This is a genomic window from Scandinavium lactucae, assembly GCF_033843265.1.
GTDB classification, from domain to species: Bacteria; Pseudomonadota; Gammaproteobacteria; order Enterobacterales; family Enterobacteriaceae; genus Scandinavium; species Scandinavium lactucae.
The window spans coordinates 54,090-76,133 of sequence record NZ_JAWXRD010000002.1 but is presented as its reverse complement, the minus strand read 5'-3'; the positions used below and the strand labels follow the sequence as shown (position 1 = coordinate 76,133).

Annotated in this window: 23 protein-coding genes; 14 read left to right on the top strand and 9 right to left on the bottom strand. The window is 58.5% G+C overall.

Going from position 1 to position 22,044, the window contains the following annotated elements:
* Positions 1–83 precede the first annotated feature (83 nt).
* The gene (gene fepB, locus SIK69_RS02435) at positions 84–1,043 is read right to left on the bottom strand and encodes a Fe2+-enterobactin ABC transporter substrate-binding protein (RefSeq protein ID WP_319626897.1); all 960 of its coding nucleotides are present in this window, start codon (positions 1,041–1,043) and stop codon (positions 84–86) included.
* 175 nt (positions 1,044–1,218) lie between these two features.
* On the opposite strand from fepB, the gene entC reads away from it, so the two are divergent.
* The 7 genes from entC to SIK69_RS02400 all read left to right on the top strand — a co-directional run bounded on the left by entC (position 1,219) and on the right by SIK69_RS02400 (position 8,633).
* Complete coding sequence (entC, locus tag SIK69_RS02430; RefSeq protein WP_319626898.1) at positions 1,219–2,394, top strand: isochorismate synthase EntC; 1,176 nt, start codon at positions 1,219–1,221, stop codon at positions 2,392–2,394.
* Between the two features lie 9 nt (positions 2,395–2,403).
* Positions 2,404–4,014 carry a (2,3-dihydroxybenzoyl)adenylate synthase EntE gene (entE, locus tag SIK69_RS02425; RefSeq protein ID WP_319626899.1) on the top strand — a complete coding sequence of 537 codons (1,611 nt, stop codon included), beginning with the start codon at positions 2,404–2,406 and terminating at the stop codon, positions 4,012–4,014.
* An 11-nt stretch (positions 4,015–4,025) separates the two neighbouring features.
* Positions 4,026–4,877 (top strand): isochorismatase, encoded by an 852-nt coding sequence (locus SIK69_RS02420; RefSeq protein WP_319626900.1) that lies wholly within the window; start codon positions 4,026–4,028, stop codon positions 4,875–4,877.
* Positions 4,877–5,632, top strand: a complete 756-nt coding sequence (gene entA, locus SIK69_RS02415; RefSeq protein WP_319626901.1) for a 2,3-dihydro-2,3-dihydroxybenzoate dehydrogenase EntA — start codon at positions 4,877–4,879, stop codon at positions 5,630–5,632. Before SIK69_RS02420 ends, entA begins: the two co-directional genes overlap by 1 nt.
* A complete protein-coding gene (entH, locus tag SIK69_RS02410) occupies positions 5,632–6,045 on the top strand; it encodes a proofreading thioesterase EntH (protein ID WP_319626902.1) in 414 nt (137 codons plus the stop codon). The genes entA and entH overlap by 1 nt, the downstream gene beginning before the upstream one ends.
* 204 nt (positions 6,046–6,249) lie before the next feature.
* Entirely contained in the window at positions 6,250–8,355 is a 2,106-nt protein-coding gene (gene cstA, locus SIK69_RS02405; RefSeq protein ID WP_319626903.1) for a pyruvate/proton symporter CstA, read from the top strand.
* A gap of 80 nt (positions 8,356–8,435) precedes the next feature.
* A complete protein-coding gene (locus tag SIK69_RS02400) occupies positions 8,436–8,633 on the top strand; it encodes a YbdD/YjiX family protein (protein WP_319626904.1) in 198 nt (65 codons plus the stop codon).
* A gap of 10 nt (positions 8,634–8,643) precedes the next feature.
* Here SIK69_RS02400 and SIK69_RS02395 read toward each other — a convergent pair whose 3' ends face one another.
* The 3 genes from SIK69_RS02395 to SIK69_RS02385 all read right to left on the bottom strand — a co-directional run bounded on the left by SIK69_RS02395 (position 8,644) and on the right by SIK69_RS02385 (position 11,482).
* Positions 8,644–9,051: a helix-turn-helix domain-containing protein gene (locus SIK69_RS02395; protein ID WP_319785312.1), complete on the bottom strand. Its 408-nt coding sequence runs from the start codon at positions 9,049–9,051 to the stop codon at positions 8,644–8,646.
* Between the two features lie 499 nt (positions 9,052–9,550).
* Positions 9,551–10,294, bottom strand: coding sequence for a 3-oxoacyl-ACP reductase family protein (locus tag SIK69_RS02390; RefSeq protein ID WP_319626907.1), 744 nt, complete (start codon positions 10,292–10,294; stop codon positions 9,551–9,553).
* A gap of 93 nt (positions 10,295–10,387) precedes the next feature.
* Positions 10,388–11,482 (bottom strand): oxidoreductase, encoded by a 1,095-nt coding sequence (locus SIK69_RS02385; protein ID WP_319785311.1) that lies wholly within the window; start codon positions 11,480–11,482, stop codon positions 10,388–10,390.
* Positions 11,483–11,644: 162 nt separating this feature from the next.
* On the opposite strand from SIK69_RS02385, the gene SIK69_RS02380 reads away from it, so the two are divergent.
* Genes SIK69_RS02380 through SIK69_RS02365 form a run of 4 tightly spaced genes read left to right on the top strand, consistent with a single transcriptional unit; the run spans position 11,645 to position 16,494 of the window.
* Positions 11,645–13,147 carry a sugar ABC transporter ATP-binding protein gene (locus tag SIK69_RS02380; protein ID WP_319785491.1) on the top strand — a complete coding sequence of 501 codons (1,503 nt, stop codon included), beginning with the start codon at positions 11,645–11,647 and terminating at the stop codon, positions 13,145–13,147.
* The gene (locus tag SIK69_RS02375; RefSeq protein WP_319626909.1) at positions 13,144–14,142 is read left to right on the top strand and encodes an ABC transporter permease; all 999 of its coding nucleotides are present in this window, start codon (positions 13,144–13,146) and stop codon (positions 14,140–14,142) included. The genes SIK69_RS02380 and SIK69_RS02375 overlap by 4 nt, the downstream gene beginning before the upstream one ends.
* Positions 14,143–14,191: 49 nt before the next feature.
* Positions 14,192–15,256: a sugar ABC transporter substrate-binding protein gene (locus SIK69_RS02370; RefSeq protein ID WP_319626910.1), complete on the top strand. Its 1,065-nt coding sequence runs from the start codon at positions 14,192–14,194 to the stop codon at positions 15,254–15,256.
* Positions 15,253–16,494, top strand: coding sequence for an LVIVD repeat-containing protein (locus SIK69_RS02365; RefSeq protein ID WP_319626911.1), 1,242 nt, complete (start codon positions 15,253–15,255; stop codon positions 16,492–16,494). The genes SIK69_RS02370 and SIK69_RS02365 overlap by 4 nt, the downstream gene beginning before the upstream one ends.
* A gap of 33 nt (positions 16,495–16,527) precedes the next feature.
* Here SIK69_RS02365 and mtnK read toward each other — a convergent pair whose 3' ends face one another.
* Positions 16,528–17,727: an S-methyl-5-thioribose kinase gene (mtnK, locus tag SIK69_RS02360; RefSeq protein WP_319626912.1), complete on the bottom strand. Its 1,200-nt coding sequence runs from the start codon at positions 17,725–17,727 to the stop codon at positions 16,528–16,530.
* A 119-nt stretch (positions 17,728–17,846) separates the two neighbouring features.
* On the opposite strand from mtnK, the gene mtnA reads away from it, so the two are divergent.
* Entirely contained in the window at positions 17,847–18,863 is a 1,017-nt protein-coding gene (mtnA, locus tag SIK69_RS02355) for an S-methyl-5-thioribose-1-phosphate isomerase (RefSeq protein WP_319785310.1), read from the top strand.
* 43 nt (positions 18,864–18,906) lie between these two features.
* A complete protein-coding gene (locus SIK69_RS02350) occupies positions 18,907–19,377 on the top strand; it encodes an SRPBCC family protein (protein WP_319785309.1) in 471 nt (156 codons plus the stop codon).
* Between the two features lie 121 nt (positions 19,378–19,498).
* Here the strand turns inward: SIK69_RS02350 and SIK69_RS02345 are convergent, their stop codons facing one another.
* On the bottom strand, positions 19,499–19,771 hold the full coding sequence (locus tag SIK69_RS02345) for a helix-turn-helix domain-containing protein (RefSeq protein WP_319626979.1): 273 nt from the start codon (positions 19,769–19,771) through the stop codon (positions 19,499–19,501).
* Between the two features lie 106 nt (positions 19,772–19,877).
* Between SIK69_RS02345 and SIK69_RS02340 the strand changes: the two genes are divergently transcribed.
* The gene (locus SIK69_RS02340; protein WP_319626915.1) at positions 19,878–20,123 is read left to right on the top strand and encodes a helix-turn-helix domain-containing protein; all 246 of its coding nucleotides are present in this window, start codon (positions 19,878–19,880) and stop codon (positions 20,121–20,123) included.
* Positions 20,124–20,164: 41 nt separating this feature from the next.
* On the opposite strand, the gene SIK69_RS02335 is transcribed toward SIK69_RS02340, so the two are convergent.
* From SIK69_RS02335 to SIK69_RS02325, 3 genes are read right to left on the bottom strand one after another with little or no spacing between them, the layout of a single operon-like run.
* A complete protein-coding gene (locus tag SIK69_RS02335) occupies positions 20,165–20,707 on the bottom strand; it encodes a 1,2-dihydroxy-3-keto-5-methylthiopentene dioxygenase (protein ID WP_319626916.1) in 543 nt (180 codons plus the stop codon).
* Positions 20,704–21,393 (bottom strand): acireductone synthase, encoded by a 690-nt coding sequence (gene mtnC, locus SIK69_RS02330; protein WP_319626917.1) that lies wholly within the window; start codon positions 21,391–21,393, stop codon positions 20,704–20,706. The genes SIK69_RS02335 and mtnC overlap by 4 nt, the downstream gene beginning before the upstream one ends.
* Positions 21,390–22,004 carry a methylthioribulose 1-phosphate dehydratase gene (locus tag SIK69_RS02325; protein ID WP_319785308.1) on the bottom strand — a complete coding sequence of 205 codons (615 nt, stop codon included), beginning with the start codon at positions 22,002–22,004 and terminating at the stop codon, positions 21,390–21,392. Before SIK69_RS02325 ends, mtnC begins: the two co-directional genes overlap by 4 nt.
* Positions 22,005–22,044: the final 40 nt, after the last annotated feature.

Sequence of the window (22,044 nt, the reverse complement as noted above, 5' to 3'; positions counted from 1 at the left end):
GGTGCCCGGTGGCGGCTACGCCTGACCGGGCCTGCACGGCACATTCCGTAGGCCCGACACGCGTGCGCCACCGGGAAAAGGCATCAACCAAATAACGTTTCCAGACGCTGTAGCACCCGCATTGCGCTGTAGTAATCCAGGCGGAAGGTTTCGGTCCCGAGCGCATAAACGCGTTTGTTCTGCACCGCCGACAGGTGCGACAGCAGCGGATTGGCCTCGATGGCGTTGGTATCTTTCTGGTCGCCCGCGAACACAAACAGCGATTCGCCGTTCAGGCCCGTGGCCAGGTTCTCGCCGCCCAGCTGAATTATGTCATGGCGTTTACCCTGGCTCTGGCTGGTGTGCAGCCCGGCAGGCAGCGGGGCAAGGGTGAAACCTAACTGTTCGAGTAGTTTTCCCTGGGCGGATTCCGGCGTCCACAGGTTCGCGCTGTGGGCGGCGGCGGTGTACACCAATGCACTGACCGGCTGTGGCGGCAGTTTCATTTGTTTTTTGAGCGTCGCCAGCTGGGTATCAAATTCGGCGATCCGCGCGGCGGCCTGCTGTTCCTGGCCAGTGATACGACCCAGCTGAGTCAGCAGGGCCTGCCAGCTTTGCGAGTCATAGTTGATAACCAGCGTCGGGGCGATGGTCGACAGCTGATCGTACAGGGCTAACGCCGAGTCGCCGCCGGTAGCACTGACCAGAATCAGGTCCGGCATCTGCGCGGCCACGGCCTCGGCATTCGGTTCGCCGATATACAGCCGCGTGAGCTTGCGCTGTTTCGCCACCTCGCTCCACTGGCGCAAAAAGCCCTGTGCATCCGCCACGCGGTTATTCGGCGTGGTGGCCCCGCTGGCAATCACCGGGGCGTCAATCGCCAGCAAGGAACCGGTCAGGGTCACGCTGGTGGAGACGATGCGCAGCGGTTTGTGCTCGAGCGTATGGCTGCCGCGACTGTCGGTCACCTGACGCGGCCAGTCGGCGGCCACGGCTGAGGTTAATCCTAAAAGGCACAGCCCGGAGATGAGCAGGGTATGACGGAAGAAAACGGGGAATTTCACGACGACAAAGTCCTGTTTTGTGGATGTTAATGAAACTCATTTTCACTTCATGTCTGCCCAGATGCAAGTCGGAAGATGCGGCGGAAGTTGACAAGGGACGCTTTTACTTTTAGCTTACCGAACCAAAATATAAATGATAATCATTATTAATATCTTTATCGTTTTGGAGGATGATATGGAAACGTCACCGGCTGAGGCCGTGCAGGAAGTCGCCCCAACGCTGTCACCCGACAGCTTCTTTTTTATGTCGCCGTACCGCAGTTTTACTACCTCAGGCTGTTTTCGTCGCATCGAACAGCCCGTGGAAGGCGGTGAAGATTTAGCGGGGGCGTTCCAGCACACCCTTGCCAATGCCTTTGCGCAGGCTAAAGCCGCTGGAATTGAACGTCCGCTGCTGGTGGGCGCGATCCCGTTTGATACTACCCAGCCTTCCGCGCTGTTTATTCCGCAGCACAGCGAGGCGTTTTCCCGCACTGCCAAGCAGCACTCCGCCCCTTACGCCGCCAGCATGAAGCCGATGCAGGTTCTGGCGCGTCAGGAAATCCCTGAGCAGGACCTGTTTATGCAGATGGTGGCGAGCGCCGCCGCGCTGACCGCTACGCCGAAAGTCGACAAAGTGGTGCTCTCGCGGCTGATCGAGATAACCACTGACACCCGCGTTGACACCGGGGCGCTGCTGGAGAGGCTGATTGCTCAGAACCCGGCGAGCTTCAACTTCCATGTGCCGCTGCCCGACGGCGGTGTGCTGCTTGGGGCCAGTCCGGAACTGCTGCTGCGCAAAGACGGGGCGCATTTTAGCTCGCTGCCGCTGGCCGGTTCCGCGCGACGTCAGCCGGATAACGTGCTGGACCGGGAAGCGGGCAACCGTCTGCTGGCCTCGCAAAAAGACCGCCACGAGCATGACCTCGTCACCCAGGCGATGAAAAGCGTGCTGGGCCCGCGCAGCGATGCGCTGTCGCTCCCGTCCTCACCGCAGCTGATCACCACCCCGACGCTGTGGCACCTGGCGACCCCAATTGAAGGCGAGGCAAAAGCCGGGGAGAACGCGCTGTCGCTGGCCTGCCTACTGCATCCAACGCCTGCCCTGAGCGGCTTCCCGCACGATGTCGCCAAGCAGCTGATCGCTGAGCTGGAGCCATTCGACCGGGAGCTGTTCGGCGGAATTGTCGGCTGGTGTGATGCCGAGGGTAACGGCGAGTGGGTGGTCACCATCCGCTGCGCCAACGTCCGCGCCAACCACATTCGCCTGTTCGCGGGCGCGGGTATCGTGCCTGCCTCATCCCCGCTGGGGGAATGGCGTGAAACCGGCGTCAAGCTGACCACCATGCTGAACGTGTTTGGCCTCAATTAAGGATTGACGATGAGTGTTGCATTTACGCCCTGGCCACCGGAGCTGGCGGCCCGCTACCGTGAAAAGGGCTACTGGCAGGATCTGCCGCTGACCGACATTCTGACGCGTCACGCCGACAGCGAGCGGCTGGCAGTGATCGACGGCGATCGTCGCTTCAGCTACCGCGACCTGAACGTTCGGGTGGATAACCTGGCGTCGTCGTTGCAGCGTCAGGGACTGCAAGCGGGGGAAACCGCGCTGGTGCATCTGGGCAACGTAGCGGAATTTTATATCACCCTGTTCGCACTGCTGCGTATCGGCGTGGCCCCGGTGAATGCGCTGTTCAGCCATCAGCGCAGCGAACTGCAGGCCTACGCCACGCAAATTCAACCGGCGTTAGTGATTGCCGACCGTGAGCACCCCTTGTTTGCCGATGACGCCTTCCTTAACGACTTTGTCGATCAGCACGACTCGGTGCGTATTGTGCTGCTGCGTAACGACCACAGGGAACACAATCTGGCGGCGGCAATGGCGCAGCCTGCGGATAATTTTGTGCCGTCACCCACCGACGCAGGGGAAGTGGCTTTCTTCCAGCTCTCCGGTGGCAGTACCGGCACACCGAAGCTCATTCCGCGCACCCACAATGATTATTACTACAGCATTCGCCGCAGCAATGAGATTTGCGCCTTTGACGCGACCACGCGCTATCTGTGCGCGCTGCCTGCGGCACACAACTACGCGTTGAGTTCGCCAGGCGCACTCGGGGTGTTTCTCGCGGGCGGCTGCGTCATTCTGGCCGCCGACCCGAGCGCCACGCTCTGTTTCCCGTTGATTGAACAGCATCAAATTACCGTCGCGGCGCTGGTGCCCCCGGCGGTGAGCCTGTGGTTGCAGGCCGTTCACGACGACAACAGCCAGGCGCAATTAGCTTCTCTGACGCTGTTACAGGTCGGCGGCGCACGGCTGTCGGCGACGCTGGCGGCACGTATTCCGGCGGAAATCGGTTGCCAGCTACAGCAGGTGTTCGGCATGGCGGAAGGGTTGGTGAACTACACCCGCCTGGACGATCCGCTGGAACGTATCATCCACACCCAGGGCTGCCCGATGTCGCCGGATGACGAAGTGTGGGTCGCCGATGCTGACGGCAATCCGCTGCCGCGTGGCGAAGTGGGCCGTCTGATGACCCGCGGGCCGTATACCTTCCGCGGCTATTACAACAGCCCGGAGCATAACGCCAGCGCCTTCGATGCCAACGGTTTTTACGGCTCGGGCGATCTGATTTCAATCGACGAACACGGCTACATCACGGTACAGGGGCGCGAGAAAGATCAGATCAACCGTGGCGGGGAAAAGATTGCTGCCGAGGAAGTCGAAAATCTGCTGCTACGCCACGAGGCGGTGATCCACGCCGCACTGGTCAGCATGGAAGACAGCCTGCTCGGCGAAAAGAGCTGCGCGTATCTGGTGGTGAAAACCCCGCTGAAGGCGGTAGCCGTCCGCCGTTTCTTGCGCGAGCAGGGCGTGGCCGAATTCAAACTGCCGGACCGGGTGGAGTGCGTGGCCGCACTGCCGCTGACCCCGGTCGGTAAAGTCGATAAAAAACAATTGCGTCAGTGGATTGCAGACCGCGCCCTGGCCTGAAGGAGAAGAGTATGGCAATTCCAAAACTGCAGGCTTACGCGCTGCCCACCGCCGCCGATATCCCGGCCAACAAAGTGGACTGGGCCTTCGAACCACAACGCGCTGCGCTGCTTATTCATGATATGCAGGAGTATTTCCTCAACTTCTGGGGGGAAAACAGCGCGATGATGGAGACCGTGGTCGCCAATATCAAAGCCCTGCGCGATTTCGCCAAAAAACACAATATTCCGGTTTACTACACCGCCCAGCCGAAAGAGCAGAGCGATGAAGACCGCGCCTTGCTGAACGATATGTGGGGGCCGGGCCTGACCCGCTCACCGGAACAGCAGCGGGTGATTGCCGCCCTCGCGCCAGACGAAGCCGACACCGTGCTGGTCAAATGGCGCTACAGCGCATTCCACCGCTCGCCGCTGGAGCAGATGCTCAAAGAGACCGGGCGCAACCAGCTGATTATCACCGGGGTGTATGCGCACATTGGCTGCATGACCACCGCCACCGACGCGTTCATGCGGGATATCAAACCGTTCTTTGTGGCTGATGCGCTGGCGGATTTCAGCCGCGACGAGCATCTGATGTCGTTGAAATACGTGGCCGGACGTTCCGGGCGCGTAGTGATGACCGAAGAACTGCTTCCGCTGCCGGGGTCAAAAGCGGCACTGCGGGCGGTGATCCTGCCGCTGCTGGATGAATCCGACGAACCGCTGGATGACGAAAATCTGATTGATTACGGTCTGGATTCGGTGCGGATGATGGCCCTGGCGGCGCGCTGGCGCAAAGTTCACGGCGATATCGATTTTGTGATGCTGGCGAAGAATCCAACGATTGATGCCTGGTGGGCGCTGTTGTCCCGCGAGGTGAAGTGATGGCCGGATTCGATTTTCACGGCAAAACGGTATGGGTTACCGGGGCGGGCAAAGGCATTGGTTACGCCACCGCCCGGGCGTTTGTTGAGGCTGGGGCAGACGTCACCGGCTTCGACCTGGCGTTCGAACAGACTGATTATCCGTTCACCACGGTGAAAATGGACGTCGCGGATCCGCAGCAGGTGCTGCTGGTCTGTGCGCCGCTGTTACATGACCTGGCGCGTCTCGACGTGCTGGTCAATGCCGCCGGAATTTTACGTATGGGCGCGACGGACGCGTTGAGCCAGGCCGACTGGCAGCAGACCTTCGCGGTCAACGTCGGCGGGGCGTTCAATTTGTTCCAGCAGACAATGGCGAAATTTCGTCAGCAGCAGGGCGGGGCGATAGTCACCGTCGCCTCAGATGCGGCGCACACCCCGCGCATCGGCATGAGCGCATACGGCGCATCGAAAGCGGCGCTGAAAAACCTGGCCCTGACCGTCGGGTTGGAACTGGCGGCGAGCGGTGTGCGCTGCAATATTGTTTCGCCGGGTTCGACCGATACCGACATGCAGCGCACGCTGTGGGTCAGCGATGATGCTGAACAGCAGCGCATTCGCGGCTTCGGCGAGCAGTTCAAACTCGGCATTCCGCTGGGGAAAATTGCCCGTCCGCAGGAAATCGCCAGCACCATTTTGTTCCTCGCCTCCGATTGCGCCAGCCACATTACGTTGCAGGATATCGTGGTCGACGGCGGCTCAACCCTGGGGGCGTGATGATCTGGACGCGTCGTTTAAGCCTTGAAGACTTGAATGCCACCAGTGAAGCAACGATGGTGGCGCATTTGGGCATTGTCTATACCCGCCTCGGGGAAGACACCCTGGAAGCCGAAATGCCAGTAGAGGCGCGAACTCATCAGCCGTTTGGTCTGCTGCACGGCGGGGCGTCGGCGGCGCTGGCGGAAACGCTCGGTTCAATGGCCGGGTATCTGATGACCCGCGACGGACAGTGCGTGGTCGGTACCGAACTGAACGCCACCCACCACCGGGCGGTATCGCAGGGCCACGTGCGCGGCGTGTGTCAACCGCTGCATCTCGGCAGACAGACCCAAAGCTGGGAAATTGTGGTGTTTGATGAGCAGGGACGGCGCTGCTGTACCTGCCGGTTGAGCACCATGGTGATGGGGTAATTCCGGGCACTGACCTCTTAGGAATGGCAAGCAACACACCGCCGGGCATTGTCTGATTGTCCGGTGGCGCTGCGCTGAGCGGACTGACCGACAGTGATCTGCTTAACATTGTCGAATTTTTCAACGGTTATCAGGTTGTTAAATCCATCAGGGGTGTTATAGATACAAAATGTAACATCTTCCCCTCACTGATGGAATTTGACCATGAATAACCCAGGGAAATACCTGCTATGGGCCATTCTCTCGATCGTGGGAGCCTTTGCCCTCGGCTATATCGCGCTCAATCGTGGTGAACAAATCAATGCCTTATGGATTGTCGTCGCGGCAGTCTGTATTTATCTCATCGCCTATCGTTTTTACGGTCTCTACATCGCCAAAAAAGTGCTGGCGGTCGACCCGACGCGCATGACGCCTGCGGTGCGCCATAACGATGGGCTTGACTACGTTCCGACCGATAAAAAAGTGCTGTTCGGTCATCATTTTGCGGCGATTGCCGGGGCGGGGCCGCTGGTTGGCCCGGTGCTGGCGGCGCAGATGGGCTACCTGCCGGGGATGATCTGGATCCTCGCAGGTGTGGTGCTGGCCGGGGCAGTACAAGACTTTATGGTGCTGTTTGTCTCGACCCGTCGTGATGGACGATCGCTTGGTGAAATGGTGAAAGAGGAGATGGGCGCGACCGTGGGGGTGATTGCCCTGGTGGCGACCTTCATGATCATGGTCATCATTCTCGCGGTACTGGCGATGATCGTGGTGAAAGCCCTGACCCACAGCCCGTGGGGGACCTACACCGTGGCGTTCACCATCCCGCTGGCGATTTTCATGGGGATTTATATTCGCTATCTGCGCCCAGGGCGGATTGGCGAAGTGTCAGTGATTGGCCTGGTGATGCTGATTTTTGCGATTATCTCTGGCGGCTGGGTGGCGGAAAGCCCGACGTGGGCACCGTGGTTTGATTACACCGGCGTTCAGTTGACGTGGATCCTGGTGGGCTATGGCTTTGTGGCGGCGGTGCTGCCGGTGTGGCTGCTGCTGGCTCCCCGTGACTATCTCTCGACCTTCCTGAAAATCGGCACCATCGTCGGGCTGGCGATCGGTATTCTGATCCTGCGCCCGACGCTGACCATGCCTGCGTTGACCAAATTCGTTGACGGTACTGGCCCGGTGTGGACCGGCAGTCTGTTCCCGTTCCTGTTTATCACTATCGCCTGCGGGGCGGTCTCGGGCTTCCATGCACTGATTGCCTCGGGCACTACGCCGAAGATGCTGGCCAATGAAGGCCAGGCCTGCCTGATCGGTTACGGCGGGATGTTGATGGAGTCGTTCGTGGCGATCATGGCGCTGGTGGCGGCCTGCATCATTGATCCCGGCGTGTACTTCGCGATGAACAGCCCGATGGCGGTGCTGGCTCCGGCAGGAACCGCCGACGTGGTAGCCTCTGCGGCGCAGGTGGTCAGCAGTTGGGGCTTTGCGATTACGCCGGATACGCTGACGCAAATTGCCAAGGAGGTTGGCGAGCAGTCGATCATCTCCCGCGCGGGTGGCGCGCCGACGCTGGCGGTGGGCATGGCCTATATTCTGCATGGCTCGCTAGGCGGGTTGATGGATGTCTCCTTCTGGTATCACTTTGCGATTCTGTTCGAAGCGCTGTTTATTCTCACCGCGGTCGATGCCGGAACGCGTGCGGCGCGCTTTATGTTGCAGGACTTATTAGGGGTTCTCAGCCCCAACCTGAAACGTACCGATTCGTTACCGGCGAACCTGCTGGCGACGGCGCTTTGCGTGTTGGCGTGGGGCTACTTCTTGCATCAGGGCGTGGTCGATCCGCTGGGCGGGATCAACACGCTGTGGCCGTTGTTCGGGATCGCCAACCAGATGCTGGCGGGTATGGCGCTGATGCTCTGTGCGGTGGTGTTGTTCAAGATGAAACGTCAGCGCTACGCCTGGGTGGCATTGGTGCCCACCGCGTGGCTGCTGATTTGTACCCTGACCGCAGGCTGGCTGAAAGCGTTCAGCCCGGATACTAAAGTCGGTTTCCTCGCCATCGCCAACAAGTTCCAGGCGATGATCGACAGCGGTAAAATTCCGGCGCAGTATACCGAGTCTCAGCTGTCGCAACTGGTGTTTAACAACCGTCTGGATGCCGGGCTGACCATCTTCTTTATGGTGGTGGTCGTGGTGCTGGCGCTGTATTCAGTGAAAACCGCACTGGCGGCACTGAAAAACGATAAACCGACGGCGAAAGAGACGCCGTATGAGCCGATGCCGGAAGACGTTCAGCAGATTGTGGCCCAGGCCAAGAGCGCGCACTAAGGGTAAATTTCCCCTTACTCTGGCCCTCTCATCGTTGGGGAGAAGGCCGGGATGAGGGGGAAAACCTCACAGGAGTTCCTATGTTCGACACACTTTCAAAAGCCGGAAAATACCTCGGCCAGGCGGCCAAAATGATGATTGGCGTACCTGATTACGACAACTACGTCGCCCACGTACGCCTGACCCATCCGGACCAAACGCCGATGACCTATGAAGCGTTTTTCCGCGAGCGGCAAGACGCCCGCTACGGTGGAAAAGGCGGCGCGAAGTGCTGTTAGCGCCGGAGCATTACCCCTCTTTCGAGAGAAACAGGCTGATTTGCTCCTGCGTGCAACCGTAAATTGCCGCCAGTTTTTCACGCGTGCGTTTTTGCGGGCGGGAGTCCGCTGCTTCAAGTTGTGATACCGCCGACTGGGTAATGCCCAGTTTGTCTGCCACCTCTTGTTGTGACAGGCCACGGTAAATGCGCCATGCGGCCTGCAGGCTAACGCTTTCATCGATCGTCAAGCAGACGACTTCATGGGGAAGGGCGACGTCGTCGTATTCATCATGCTCAATAGGGATTTCCTCCCAGTTTTCCGCTTCTTTTTCATCTTCGACCGGCAGTCGGTCCAGCATCAAGTTGAACCAAACGTGGTAAGGCACCACGACATACTCGGTGTTCCCTTTTTCATCTTTTATAAACTGTATATTCATAGGGCATTTGTTCCTCATGAAAGGTATATGTTTTTGACGTTCTGCGCCGGACTGCCACGACATAGCAGATTTTAAAATCCTCACCGCGATAGGTGAAGATAACCCGATAATCCCCTACTCTGATCACGATAGTGATCTGCTGGTGACGTCAGTTTCTGAAGGTCCAACTGTGCGGCTCTATTGTCGTTGAGGCATTCTAATTTCATCCTGATGCGCTGCTTGTAACGTGGGTCTATAGACATCAGATCTTTTTTCGCCGATTTCGACCACTGGATGGTTAATTTCATTTGCATAGTATTCCCTTACTGACATAAGTAAATAATTAGATTATTAGTGATTGTTGTATTAGAAAATATCTCACACTTTAGACGGCGTGAAAGTAGAGAGAAAGCAGGAGATATTTACGCTGCGAGGCAGGCTGGGCGCACCTCTGCCGGACGGCAGAGGCTTGCATAAAAAGGGGAAGGTGGTTCGCAAAAGCAGAAGTTTGAAAACGGACTCAGGCGTTCACGCCGCCGTCGACGTCCAGTCCGGTGCCGGTGATTTGTCCGGCGGCGGGGCTGGCGAGGAAGGTGACAGCGGCGGCGATATCCTCGGGTTTACCATAATGACCTAGCGCAATATGCTGCAATTGGGCTTTGGCCTCTTCCCCGTCAGCCGGGTTCATATCGCTGTCCGTCGGGCCGGGATGGACCAGATTGACGGTGATCCCTTTCGGGCCTAAATCGCGGGCCAACCCACGGGTGAATGAGTTCAGCGCCGACTTACTCATCGAATACACTGCGATGCCTTCAAACGCCACCCGGTTCGCCAGACAGCTGCCGATATTGATGATTCGGCCACCCTGACCGAGATGCGCCAGCGCGGCCTGGGTCGCAATCACCACCCCGCGAATGTTGACCCCAATCACCGCATCAATATCCTCCAGTGACATCGATTCCAGCGGGCCGCCGCGTGCAATCCCGGCATTGTTCACCAGAATATCCAGCCCGCCGAGCGTTTCAGCAGTCTGATTTACCGCCTGCACAATGGCCTCTGCGCTGCTGCTGTCGGCCTGAATGGCGTGGCCCTTACGACCCAGGGCGCGGATTTCCTCCGCCACGGCCTGCGCTTTATCCGCCGATTTTTCGTAAGTGATAACCACATCAGCCCCGGCATTCGCCAGCGACAGCGCGATAGCCCGTCCAAGCCCACGACTGGCCCCGGTGACCAGGGCGCGTTTACCTGTCAGATCGATCTGCATAGTAACTCCAGGTGATAGTTGAGAATCATCACTAGTTATAGAGGGCGAGAAACCCCCGTCAATTGGCGAAACGAGGGGTATAGATTTAGGCGTTCAGAATGAAGCGCTTAGGGCTTCAACCTTTACAAATGCGGCGCGCAGTGAGTCGGCGGTGACGGGCACTGGCAGGGCATGAATGGATTCGACCGGGCGTAAGGTGTGGGCGATAACCTTTTCCAGGGCGGCACTGTCATGAATATCGACCTCAAGCTCCGCCAGGGAGGTCGGCAGGTTGAAACGCTGATAGGCCGCGACCAGACGGGCGAGATCCTCGTCCTGCCCGAGTAGCGCACTTTGCACCAGAATGCCGTAGGCGACTTTAGTGCCGTGCAGGTATTTCTCGGTCTGCGGCAGGACCGTTAGCCCATTGTGAACCGCGTGGGCCGCCGCGACACGGGTATAGCGCTCGCCCAGGCCGCCGACCATTCCGCCTCCGGCGATAATCGCGTCCACTACGTCCAGAAAGGCCTGGCTCAATGTCCCCTGGCGTTGATCCGCCAGCGCCGCCTCGCTGTGTTCCAGCAACACATCGTGGATCGCCCGCGCACTGTTTAAGCCGAGCCGGACCGTTAACGGCAGTTCATCCGGCGTGGGGGCCAGCACCACCGCTTCATACCATTTCGCGAGCGTATCGCCGATGCCCGCCAACAGATATTCCGCAGGGGCGTTGAGGATCACGTCCGGTTCGACCAGCACCAGAAAATTGGCGTCGTCGAATATCTCAAACTGTAACGCTTGTCCGGCATCGTTGTACCACACCGATAGCGGCGTCCACGCGGCGCAGGTGGCGGCCACGGTCGGTAAGCCTACGAACGGCACCCCGCGTCGACGGGCTACGGTTTTGGCGGTGTCCAGCACCGTCCCACCGCCGACGCCAATCACCACCGACGGATTTTCCCCGCCACTTTCGGCCAGGGCGCTGACGTCACGCTCGCTGCAATGCCCCTTGAACAGCAGATGCGTCGCGCCGTCAGTTTCAAACGCAGAGGGCAGGAAAGGGCGGGCCCCTTCGAGGGCGCGTTCGCCGTAAATCCACACCGCGCGGGAAAGCTGGTCCGGCGTGAAGAAGTCCGCCAACCGCTGAAAACTGCCGCGATGCGAGAAATAGTTGGCGGGCCCGACGACCACACGAATATCGGTGTTGCTCATTTGTTATGTCCTTGTGTATTATCGCTCCCCAGATGGTATGTCTGGACATCTGGAAGGCTAATATTATTTCGCTTTATCTTATGCCTTTTACGCCGTTGTCTGTCAACGGCGGGTGTGGAACAGTCCACGAATCAGACGATTAACGATAAGGGTATGCAGCGAATGGTAGCCAATCGCCTTGAGATGCGTGGTATCAGCCTGGCCTTCTCCGGTTTTAAGGCCTTAACGCAGGTGGCGTTCACGCTCACAGGCGGATCGGTGCATGCGCTGACCGGGGCCAACGGCGCAGGAAAATCGACGCTGATGGCGGTGCTGTGCGGCACCTATGACCATTACGAAGGCGAAATCGTCATTAACGATGAAGTGGTCAGCATCCGTTCACCGCGCGATGCCAAACAGCTCGGCATCCATTTGGTGCAGCAGGAAGTCGATGTGGCGCTGGTGCCGGGGTTGTCGATCGCCGAAAACATCCTGCTCGACCATCTGGCCCAGCCGGGATATCGCTTCAGCTGGCGGCAGGTGCGCCAGCATGCCAAAACAGCATTGGCGCAACTCGACGTGGATCTCGACGTTAAGCGTTCAATCGACAGTTGTTCGCTGGCAGAAAAACAGCAAATTTTGCTGGCGCGGGCGCTGTCGCACCGCTGCCGTTTTCTGATCCTCGATGAACCCACGGCCCCGCTCGATAGCCACGAAAGCGAACGCCTGTTTGCGGTAGTCAAACGTCTGCAACAGCAGGGGATCGGGGTGGTATTTATCTCTCACCGTATTCACGAATTAAAAGCGATTTGCGACACCCTGACAGTGCTGCGCGACGGTCGCTTAATCGAAAGCGGCCCGATGGCGCGACTGAGCGGCGAGCAGATCGTTGAGAAAATGCTCGGCCACGAACTGACCGACATTTTCCCACCGCGCCGGGAACCCCATAGCGATGAGGTGGTGTTACAGGTTGAGGGCCTGCACGACCTGCATTTGCTGCGGGACATCTCGTTGCGGCTGCGCAAAGGCGAGATCCTCGGTATCGCCGGGTTGGCGGGAGCCGGGAAAACCGAACTGTGCAAAGCGCTGTTTGCCGCCAGTAAAAGCCGGGTCGACCGCGCCGAGCTGAACGGCCAGCCGTGGCGACCGCGTGACCCGGCGGATTCTGTTTCCCGCGGGCTGGCGCTGGTGCCGGAGGAGCGGCGTAAAGAGGGGATTTTCATCGACGAATCCATCGGCATGAATCTGGCCGTTGGCGCAGATAAAAGCTTCTCGCGCTGGAGCCTGTTCGGTCATCGTCAGGCGTGGCGCTGGGCAGAAGAGGTGATTGCCCGGGTTGGCATCCGCACCACCGGCCCAGGGCAAACGCTGCGTCGTCTGTCCGGCGGCAATCAACAGAAAGTGGCGATCGGTAAATGGTTGCGCGGTAACGCCAGCGTGCTGATTTTTGACGAGCCGACCAAAGGGGTCGACGTCAAAGCCAAAACCGACCTGTTTAACCTGATTGATGGCCTGGCGCGGGAAGGCAAAGGCGTGATTTATGCGTCTGGCGAATTTGCCGAGCTGGTCGGGCTGTGTGACCGCATCTGTGTCCTGTGGGACGGGCGCATTGTGGCAGAAGTGGCGGGCGCTGACGCCCGTGAAGAAACCCTACTTTATTACTCCACCGGAGGAACGGCGTCGTGAGCAAGGCCCTGACAGTTAAGGCGACGGCATCGGGCCGTCAGCAGTTTTTCGATTTTCTCTATAAGTGGGGCATGCTGCTGACCGTGGTGGCGCTGGTGGTGATTTTTGGCCTCGCCTCGGATAACTTCCTCGACCCGTTCAACATCATCAACATTCTGCGATCCATTGCCATCGTGACGGTCATTGCGATTGGCGTGTCGATTTCATTGACCGTCGGCGGGTTCGATCTGTCGGTCGGATCAACCGCCTCACTGGCCAACGCGCTGGTGATTTCCCTGTTCGTCTGGCATGGCTTTGGCACGACTGAAGCCATCGTGGTCACGCTACTGCTGTGTACCCTGGTCGGGCTGTTTAACGCATTTTTGATTGTCATTTTGCGCATCCCCGACATGCTCGCGACCCTTGCCAGCCTGTTCGTGGTGCAGGGCGTGGCGGCGACCTACAGCTTCGGCGGTTCAATTACTGAAAACATGGTCCTGCCGAGCGGGGAGATGGCGGAGGGCACCATTCCGGCGGCGTTTGGCCTGCTCGGGCAGGTGCCGACGATTGTCATCATCATGCTGGTGGTCACCGTGGTGGCGCAGCTGGCGCTGTCGCTCACTACCCACGGTCGGCGGATGTATGCCATCGGCGGCAATCCGGAGGCCGCGCGCCTGTCCGGCCTGCGCACCACCCGTTACAAAGTGGCAGCGTATGTGATTGCCTCGCTGCTCGCCGGGCTGGGCGGCATTCTGCTGGCTTCGCGTATTGGTTCCTCGCAGGTTAACGCGGGCAGTGGGTATCTGATGGATGCGGTGGCGGCGGCGTGGATTGGCTTCTCGCTCGCCGGTTCCGGCAAGCCTAACGCGCTGGGCACGCTGATCGGCGCGGTGATTCTGGGCGTGCTATCGAACGGGCTGGTGATGCTGTCGGTCCCGTACTACGCGATGGACATTATCAAAGGTCTGGTGCTGGCTGGCGCGCTGGCGCTGACCTATTTTCAGCGCCGAACATAACGATGAGTCAGACATAACAACACTCAACACACCATTCAGGGTCAACATAATGAAAAAAATCACGCTGTCGCTTATCGCACTGGGCTTACTCAACGCCGTTAGTGCCTTTGCAGAAACCCCGACGCCGGTTCCAGCGGCGATCGCCAACCACAGCGGCCCGATCCGCATTGCGATTATTCGTAACCTCGGCTCGGACGACAACACCACCCAGTTCGTTTCCGGGGCGATTCAGGAAGGCAAGAAGCTCGGCTTTAAGGTCAGCACCTTTTTGAGCAACGGTGACGACGCCAAATTCCAGGATTTCGTCAATCAGGCGATCGGCCAGAAATATGACGGCATCATCCTGTCCCAGGGGCGCGACCCGTACTCCACCGCGCTGGTGAAAAAAGCCGTGGAGGCGGGCATCAAAGTGGCGGTGTTTGATACCGCCGTTAACGGGGACATCCCCGGCGTGACCGTCACCCAGCAGGATGACGCTTCACTGACCGATCTCTCGTTCGGCCAGCTGGTGAAGGATTTCAACGGCAAAGCCAACATTATCAAACTGTGGGTAGCCGGTTTCCCTCCAATGGAGCGTCGTGAAGCGGCTTACAAAACGTTGCTGAAACAGAATCCGGGCATCAATGAGCTGGAATCCATTGGCGCGGTCTCTTCCGACGTGCAGGGTGATACTGCCAACAAAGTCGGCGCGGTGCTGGCGAAATACCCGAAAGGCAAAATCGACGCTATCTGGGGCACCTGGGATGCGTTCAGCCAGGGCGCATATAAGGCGCTGAAAGAGAATGGTCGGACCGAAATCAAACTCTACAGCATCGACGTTTCCAACCAGGATTTACAGCTGATGCGCGAAGCGGGCAGCCCGTGGAAAGTCAGCGTGGCGGTGGATCCAAAACTGATCGGTGCCACCAACGTGCGCCTGATAGCGAATAAAATCGCCGGGGAACCGACGCCTGCCACCTATGATTTCAAAGCCGCGGCGATCCCGCAGGCGCTGCTGGCGGCGCAACCGGGTGCGGTGAACGTGGCGAGCCTCGGCAAAATCATCCCAGGCTGGGGCCAGACCGAAGATTTTATCGCCCCGTGGTTCGCCACCCTTGAAGCGAAAGCCAAATGAGTGCCTGGCCGACGCCTGACTACAGCCGCAATATGCGGCTGATCGGGCACAGCGACCAGGGCGGCAGACCGGATGGTGTGCAGCTGATGGTCCATCGCGGTTATGCGTATATCGGACATATGGTGTCGCAAGGGTTTTCCGTGGTTGACGTGCGCGACCCGAAAAACCCGAAAACGGTGGCGTATATTCCTGCGCCGCCGGGCACCTGGAATGTGCATTTGCAGGCCCATGACGATCTGCTGTTGGTGATCAACGCCCGCGACCTGTTCGCTGACGCGCGCTTTGCCGATGAAAAGGTGTATTACACCCGTTCCGTCGGCGAAACGGTCAGCGACGTGCTGGACCAGGGCTGGAGCGCCGGGCTGCGGGTGTTTGATATTTCCACTCCGGATAAGCCGCGTGAAATCAGCTTCCTGTCACTCAACGGGATCGGCATTCACCGCATCTGGTATGTCGGTGGGCGTTGGGCGTACGTCTCGGCCCTGATTGAGGGCTTTCGCGATTACATCTTCCTGACCATTGATTTAGCCGACCCGCGCAGGCCGGAAGTGGCGGGGCGCTGGTGGCTGCCTGGCATGAATCAGGCGGCAGGAGAAACGCCCGACTGGCCCGAGGGTAAACGCTATGCGCTGCATCATGCGATTATCGCCGGGGATACCGCCTACGGTAGCTGGCGCGACGGCGGGTTAACGATTCTCGACGTTAAAGACCGCACCGCACCGAAGCTGATTGCCCATCGCAACTGGAGTCCGCCGTTCGGTGGTGGGACGCATACCGCCCTGCCGTTGCCGGACCGCGACCTGCTGGTGGTGCTGGACGAAGCGGTGCTCGATAATCAGGCAGACGGCGAGAAGCTGATATGGCTGTTTGATATTCGCGAACCGTCGAACCCGGTCAGCATTGCCACCTTCCCGCAGCCCGATGAAACGGACTACGTGGCGAAAGGCGCACATTTTGGGCCGCACAATCTGCATGAGAACCGGCCGGGCAGCTTTGTCAGTTCGACCCTGATTTTTGCGACTTATCAGAATGCGGGCGTGCGTGCCTACGACATTACTAATCCGTATCGCCCGGTGGAAACCGGGGCGCTGGTGCCTGCCGCGCCGCAGCGAATGATGGACACCCGGCCTGGCCGCCCACGGATTATTCAGTCGTGTGATGTGTTCGTCGATGCGCAGGGGATTATCTACAGCACCGATTACAACGGCGGGCTGTCGGTGATTGAATATCTGGGATAAGTAAAACCCTCGCCGCAGGCGAGGGTCTCAGGCTCAGCTGTACTGGCGAACCCGGGCAATCAACGCATCCACGCCGTCAATTTTGTCTGCCAGCACAATCAGTGCCCGGCCCAACGCAATCGCATGGCGCAAACATGCGTGGCGCATGGCGTCATCTTTAATGGTGTCGATATCCGCCACGTGCGACAGACCCACGCTGCGGCGAATCAGCTCCGTGCCGCAGAAACCGACCGCATCGTGCCACACTTTTTTCAGGAATTCGCTGGCATAACCTGGGAAAGCGAGCGCCGCATCGCAGGATTTTTCCGTCGCCAGCGCCTGGAAACGCTCGGCAAAGGTGTTCCACAGTTCCTGAATATCGGCCAGACGCTGCTCGCGTCCGGCGGCGGCATCGCGAATGCCTAACTGGCCCGGCAGGCCGCAGTAGTTCAGCAACAGATTGCCGATCGCGGTGCCGACATCAAAGCCGATGGGGCCGAAGTAGCCAAACTCCGCGTCGATCGCCTTCAGGCTGCCATCTGCCACAAAAATCGACCCGCTGTGAATGTCTCCGTGCAAAAGGGCTTCGGCCTGCGAGAAGAAACGGTGCTTCAGCGAGGCGACCGCCAGTTTGAGCTGAACGTCATCGCGCAGGGCGGCCACGTCGGCATCGAGTTCTGCCGGATAATTATTACGCTCGTGTACCTGGTACGGGTCGTTAAAGAACAAGTCTTCCGTAATTTCGCACATTTCCGGGTTGATGAAATTCGCCACCTGGGCCTTTTTCTGCTGCGGATGCAGGTAAAAATCACTGGTGTGAAACAGCGTCTGCGCCAGGTAATGCCCGAGCTGTTGCGCGGCCTGTGGATAATAAACGCCCTGAATCAGCTCCCCGCGCCAGATGCGGTGGTCAGACAAATCTTCCATCACCATCACTGCCAGCTTCGGGTCGAAATGGTGGATTTTGACCGTGTGTTCCGGGGCGTGCTGGTAATGCTCCACCAGGGTTTGCGCTTCGAGACGGGCGCGATCCAGCGTTAAGGGCCAGGATTCGCCCACGCAGCGCACATAGGGTAGGGCCTGTTTGACGATAACGCGGCTCACGCCGTGCGCATCGAAAATTTTAAACACCAGGTTAAGGTTGCCGTCGCCGACCTCCTGCGCCGAAATCAGCTCGGACGGGTCTGCAAGCCCGCCAAATTGCTGCGCATAGGCCACTGCATCGTGGGCTGTGAAGGTATGGTATTGCGACATTGCCTCGATCCTCATGTTCTCTTGATCAGATAGCCAGAAATAAAGCCATTCAGACGTCTATACATCTGGACTTCATCCTGACACAATGTGACACAACAACGCAACAGGGATTTAACGATATGCAGACATTACAGACCACCAGCCTGCGAGTGCGGGACAATCAGCTGTTTATTCTGGATCAGCAGGCGCTGCCGCAGGCATCACGCTGGCTGGATGCCAATAGCGTCGAGGCGCTGGTGGGCCATATTCACGCCCTGCGGGTGCGCGGTGCGCCGCTGATTGGTCTGTCAGCCAGCCTGCTGTTAGCGCTGCTGGCGGAGCGGGGTCTGAACCGCGACGAACTGTTGGCTGCACTGACAACGCTGCGTGCCTCGCGCCCGACGGCGGTGAACCTGATGAATAACCTCGACCGGATGAAGCTGGCGTTAGCGCAGGAAAACCTCGTGCCCGCGCTGGTGGCGGAAGCCTTGCGCCTGATCGAAGAAGATAAACAGCTGTGCGAGCGCATTGCCCTGGCGGGGAGCCAACTGGTGAAACCTGGCAGCCGTCTGCTGACCCACTGCAATACTGGCGGGCTGGCGACGGCGGGGGTGGGCACCGCGCTTGGGGTGATCAATTTTGCCCATCGGCAGGGTAACGTCGCTAACGTCTGGGTGGATGAAACGCGTCCGCTGTTGCAGGGCGGGCGACTCACCGCTTGGGAGCTCGGCGAGCTTGGCGTGCCGTACCAGCTGATCACCGATTCGATGGCGGCGAGCCTAATGGCGAAAGGGCAGGTGGATGCCGTATGGGTCGGGGCTGACCGCATCGCTGCCAACGGCGACGTAGCCAATAAAATCGGCACCTATTCCCTGGCGGTGCTGGCAAAATTCCACGGTATTCCGTTCTACGTTGCCGCCCCGCAAACCACTCTCGACCCGAACTGCCCAAACGGGGAGGCGATCCCGATTGAACAGCGTGCGGCTGCCGAAGTCACTGGCGTTGCGGGCAGTTTTGGTGCCGTGCAGTGGGCACCAGAAGATGCGCAAGTCTACAACCCGGCGTTCGACGTCACCCCCGCAGCGCTTATCAGCGGCTGGGTTTTGGATACCGGCGTGGTTACCCCGGAAGACGTGGCGGCGGGGAGGTTTTCCTGAGTCCGACTATCTTTAAGGGGATACCTTTAAAGAGGACAATATCATGACGCTTGACCCCAATACCGACCTCAAACTGGAACGCGTGGTGAATGCGCCGCGCGACCTGCTCTGGACCTGCTGGACCACGCCGCAGCACATCAAAAATTTCTTTATTCCTGCCCCGCACAAAGTGACTGACTGCGACCTCGACCTGCGGGTTGGTGGCCGGTTTAACACCGTGTTCGAGGTCGATGGACAACAGATGCGCAATCAGGGCGTTTATCTGGAGATCGATCCTGGTAAAAAACTGGTGTTTACCGATGGCTACACCGAAGGCTGGAAACCTGCTGAAAAGCCCTTTATGACCGCTATTTTGTTGTTGGAAGACGTGGGCGAGGGGCAAACCCGCTACACCGCGATTGCCCGCCATGCGACCGCAGAGATCCGGCAGCAGCATGAGCAGATGGGCTTCCACGAAGGATGGGGAAGAGTGCTGGATCAGCTGGTGGCGTATGCGAAGGGGTTGAGAGGGTAGTGACGGTGAAATCGTTCCGTCCACTCGATGTTCGGCAGGTTCCACAACCCGGTGCCAAATTTGACACTGGGTTGTGTAGGCCCGTGCAAACGCAGTGCCGCCGGGCGAGACGATAAACGGATCAAGTCGTAGGGGATTTGTCCTCTCGAGCGACTCTTATCTTGCGAGTGATGGAATTTCCGTCTTTATCAACGTATCGGTTTGGCCAGATCCTTTCTGGGGAAGTATTCAGCGCCTGAGCAATAATCGATTCTCCTTTAGGCCATGGACGTGAGAGTGCATTTGCTAGCGTTGACGACGATAGCCCAACCTCGCGAGACAAGGCGGCCAGGCTGGTTCCACGCTTCTTCAGTGCGGCGATGATATCGGCATTGTGCCAGTTCTGATGGGGCATCATGTTCTCCTTAATTGGGGTTGTTATGTATTCAATTATCCCGTTTTGGGATAAAAACACAACGAGAGGATATTCGATTTCAGGATAATTGAACGGAATCGAACTTATGGCCTCGGTCTACTCAGATGAATATCAGCGTGTCATCAATGCGCTCAAGAAAGCGCGAAAGGAAAACGGGATCACGCAGGCACAGGTCGCCGAAGCGTTGGGCAAGCCGCAGTCATTTATCGCCAAAGTCGAAAGCGGCGAACGTCGGCTGGACGTGGTCGAGTTTGTGCATTTGGCGCGGTTGGTTGGGATGGAGCCAGCGGCTGTGGTGCGTTCGTTAGCGTTGGGGAAACGTATTGTATGATGCCCTCTCCCGAGAGAGAGGGTTAGCCTGAAAGGCAGACCTTAAGCCAGCTTCGGATATCCCGCCGCAATCTCACTCCCGGTAAACTGCGCAATCCAGCCCTCGGGATTATCGAAGATGCGGATGGCAGTGAAGTTCGGTTCCGAGCCCATATCAAACCAGTGTGGCGTACCGGCGGGCACCGAAATCAGATCGTTTTTCTCGCACAGCACCTGATACACCTCATTGCCGATATGCAGGCAAAATAACCCCGCACCTTCCACGAAGAAACGCACTTCATCTTCACCGTGAGTATGCTCGTTAAGGAATTTCTCGCGCAGAGCGTCCTTCTGCGGGTTGTCGGCGCGCAGGCTGATCACATCCCAGCTCTGATAGCCTTTTTCCTGCACCAGTTTGTCGATCGCGTGCTGATAGGCGTTAATCACCGTTTCCGCGGTGGGATTGACGCCCAGATCCCGGTCGGCCTGCCAGCGTTCGAAGCGCACCCCTTTGCCGTTCAGCTGTCGCTGAATTTCGTGGCCGTCGGTGCTGTGCCAGGTCGGTTCGCTGGCGTGGGTATCAGAGAAAATAGTCAGGGCGCTCATGAGGGGATCTGCTCCGGATGAATTTTATCGAAACGAGGAACCTGATGATGGTGACTGGCCGTATCGCCGTCGCCACGAATTAACTGCACGGTACGAAACCCGGCCTGCTCGGCGGCGTCCAGCTCCTGATGAATATCGGAGAGGAACAGGATATGTCCGGCAGAGTGGCCAATCTGTTTAGCGATGGTCTGGTACGACGGCACCTCGCGCTTGGCACCCACGTGGGTGTCAAAGTATCCGCTGAACAGATGAGTAATATCACCTTCGTCGCTGTAGCCAAATAACAGTTTTTGCGCCGCAACCGAGCCGGAGGAATATACATACAGATCAATGCCTTCTGACTTCCACTTTTCGAGTGCTGGCAATACATCCGGGTAGAGATGGCCGGTGAAATCCCCATTGACGTAGCCGTCGCGCCAGATTAACCCCTGCAGCGCTTTCAGGGCGGTAGATTTGCGGTCCTCATCCATAAAGGTGAACAGCGTTTGAGTGAGCTCGGCGGGGCTGGCGTTCGGCTGGGCAATTTCCTCCCGCAGATTATCCAGAATTGATTTGACCGGGTCGGCAAACTGTTGGGCGGTGATAAACGCCGCCAGACGCTCACGCGCATAGGGAAACAACACGTTGTGGACGAAGCGAATATCGCTGGTAGTGCCTTCAATGTCGGTCACAATGGCGCGGATCATGGTTTCTCCAGTTGGCGTAAGCGCAGTTCGCATTCAAATAAAAATTCCAGCCCTTCCAGATGGCGGCGGGCTTCCGCCACGTCGCGTCCCCAGCAGGTCAGGCCGTGGCCGCGCAGTAAAAAGCCATAGCTGAGCGGGCGTTCTGTCCCGTAGTGTTCAATGCGGCGGGCGAGGCCGTCAATATCCTGGTCGTTGTCGAATACCGGTATGGCAACGCTGTCGAGATGGCTGCTCTGCCCGCGCAATGATTTTTGCATCTCATAGCCATGCAAAACCAGTTCGTTCGATTTTTCAATCCGAGACAGCACGGTGGCGTTCGCCGTGTGGACGTGCAGCACCGCTCCAGCTGCGGGGAACAGGCGATAGATCAGCGTGTGGAGGCCCGTTTCGGCAGAGGGTCTGCGCCCGGACGGTGCCTGATTGGTGGCTATCTCAACCTGTAAAAAATCGGCATGGGTCAGACTGCCTTTATCCTTACCGGATTCACTCAGCCAGCACCAGCGGTCGTCTTCCCGTATGGACATGTTGCCGCCAGTCGCGGGAGCCCAGCCTTTAATGCCTATCCAGTGACAGGCCTCGAGGAGGGCGTTAAGTTGCGGGTGTACGGTCATTTACCATTCTCCGACAGGAATATCGTTATCGTTTAGACGT

Bases quoted from the DNA above. Each gene is read 5' to 3' on its own strand.
- SIK69_RS02420 (WP_319626900.1), top strand. From the start codon at position 4,026: ATGGCAATTCCAAAACTGCAGGCTTACGCGCTGCCCACCGCCGCCGAT.
- cstA (WP_319626903.1), top strand. From the start codon at position 6,250: ATGAATAACCCAGGGAAATACCTGCTATGGGCCATTCTCTCGATCGTG.
- SIK69_RS02370 (WP_319626910.1), top strand. From the start codon at position 14,192: ATGAAAAAAATCACGCTGTCGCTTATCGCACTGGGCTTACTCAACGCC.
- SIK69_RS02325 (WP_319785308.1), bottom strand. From the start codon at position 22,004: ATGACCGTACACCCGCAACTTAACGCCCTCCTCGAGGCCTGTCACTGG.
- SIK69_RS02345 (WP_319626979.1), bottom strand. From the start codon at position 19,771: ATGCCCCATCAGAACTGGCACAATGCCGATATCATCGCCGCACTGAAG.
- mtnK (WP_319626912.1), bottom strand. From the start codon at position 17,727: ATGTCGCAATACCATACCTTCACAGCCCACGATGCAGTGGCCTATGCG.
- SIK69_RS02390 (WP_319626907.1), bottom strand. From the start codon at position 10,294: ATGCAGATCGATCTGACAGGTAAACGCGCCCTGGTCACCGGGGCCAGT.
- SIK69_RS02350 (WP_319785309.1), top strand. From the start codon at position 18,907: ATGACGCTTGACCCCAATACCGACCTCAAACTGGAACGCGTGGTGAAT.
- entH (WP_319626902.1), top strand. From the start codon at position 5,632: ATGATCTGGACGCGTCGTTTAAGCCTTGAAGACTTGAATGCCACCAGT.
- SIK69_RS02385 (WP_319785311.1), bottom strand. From the start codon at position 11,482: ATGAGCAACACCGATATTCGTGTGGTCGTCGGGCCCGCCAACTATTTC.
- SIK69_RS02335 (WP_319626916.1), bottom strand. From the start codon at position 20,707: ATGAGCGCCCTGACTATTTTCTCTGATACCCACGCCAGCGAACCGACC.
- entA (WP_319626901.1), top strand. From the start codon at position 4,877: ATGGCCGGATTCGATTTTCACGGCAAAACGGTATGGGTTACCGGGGCG.
- SIK69_RS02395 (WP_319785312.1), bottom strand. From the start codon at position 9,051: ATGAATATACAGTTTATAAAAGATGAAAAAGGGAACACCGAGTATGTC.
- SIK69_RS02340 (WP_319626915.1), top strand. From the start codon at position 19,878: ATGGCCTCGGTCTACTCAGATGAATATCAGCGTGTCATCAATGCGCTC.
- entE (WP_319626899.1), top strand. From the start codon at position 2,404: ATGAGTGTTGCATTTACGCCCTGGCCACCGGAGCTGGCGGCCCGCTAC.
- SIK69_RS02380 (WP_319785491.1), top strand. From the start codon at position 11,645: ATGGTAGCCAATCGCCTTGAGATGCGTGGTATCAGCCTGGCCTTCTCC.
- SIK69_RS02400 (WP_319626904.1), top strand. From the start codon at position 8,436: ATGTTCGACACACTTTCAAAAGCCGGAAAATACCTCGGCCAGGCGGCC.
- entC (WP_319626898.1), top strand. From the start codon at position 1,219: ATGGAAACGTCACCGGCTGAGGCCGTGCAGGAAGTCGCCCCAACGCTG.
- mtnA (WP_319785310.1), top strand. From the start codon at position 17,847: ATGCAGACATTACAGACCACCAGCCTGCGAGTGCGGGACAATCAGCTG.
- mtnC (WP_319626917.1), bottom strand. From the start codon at position 21,393: ATGATCCGCGCCATTGTGACCGACATTGAAGGCACTACCAGCGATATT.
- SIK69_RS02365 (WP_319626911.1), top strand. From the start codon at position 15,253: ATGAGTGCCTGGCCGACGCCTGACTACAGCCGCAATATGCGGCTGATC.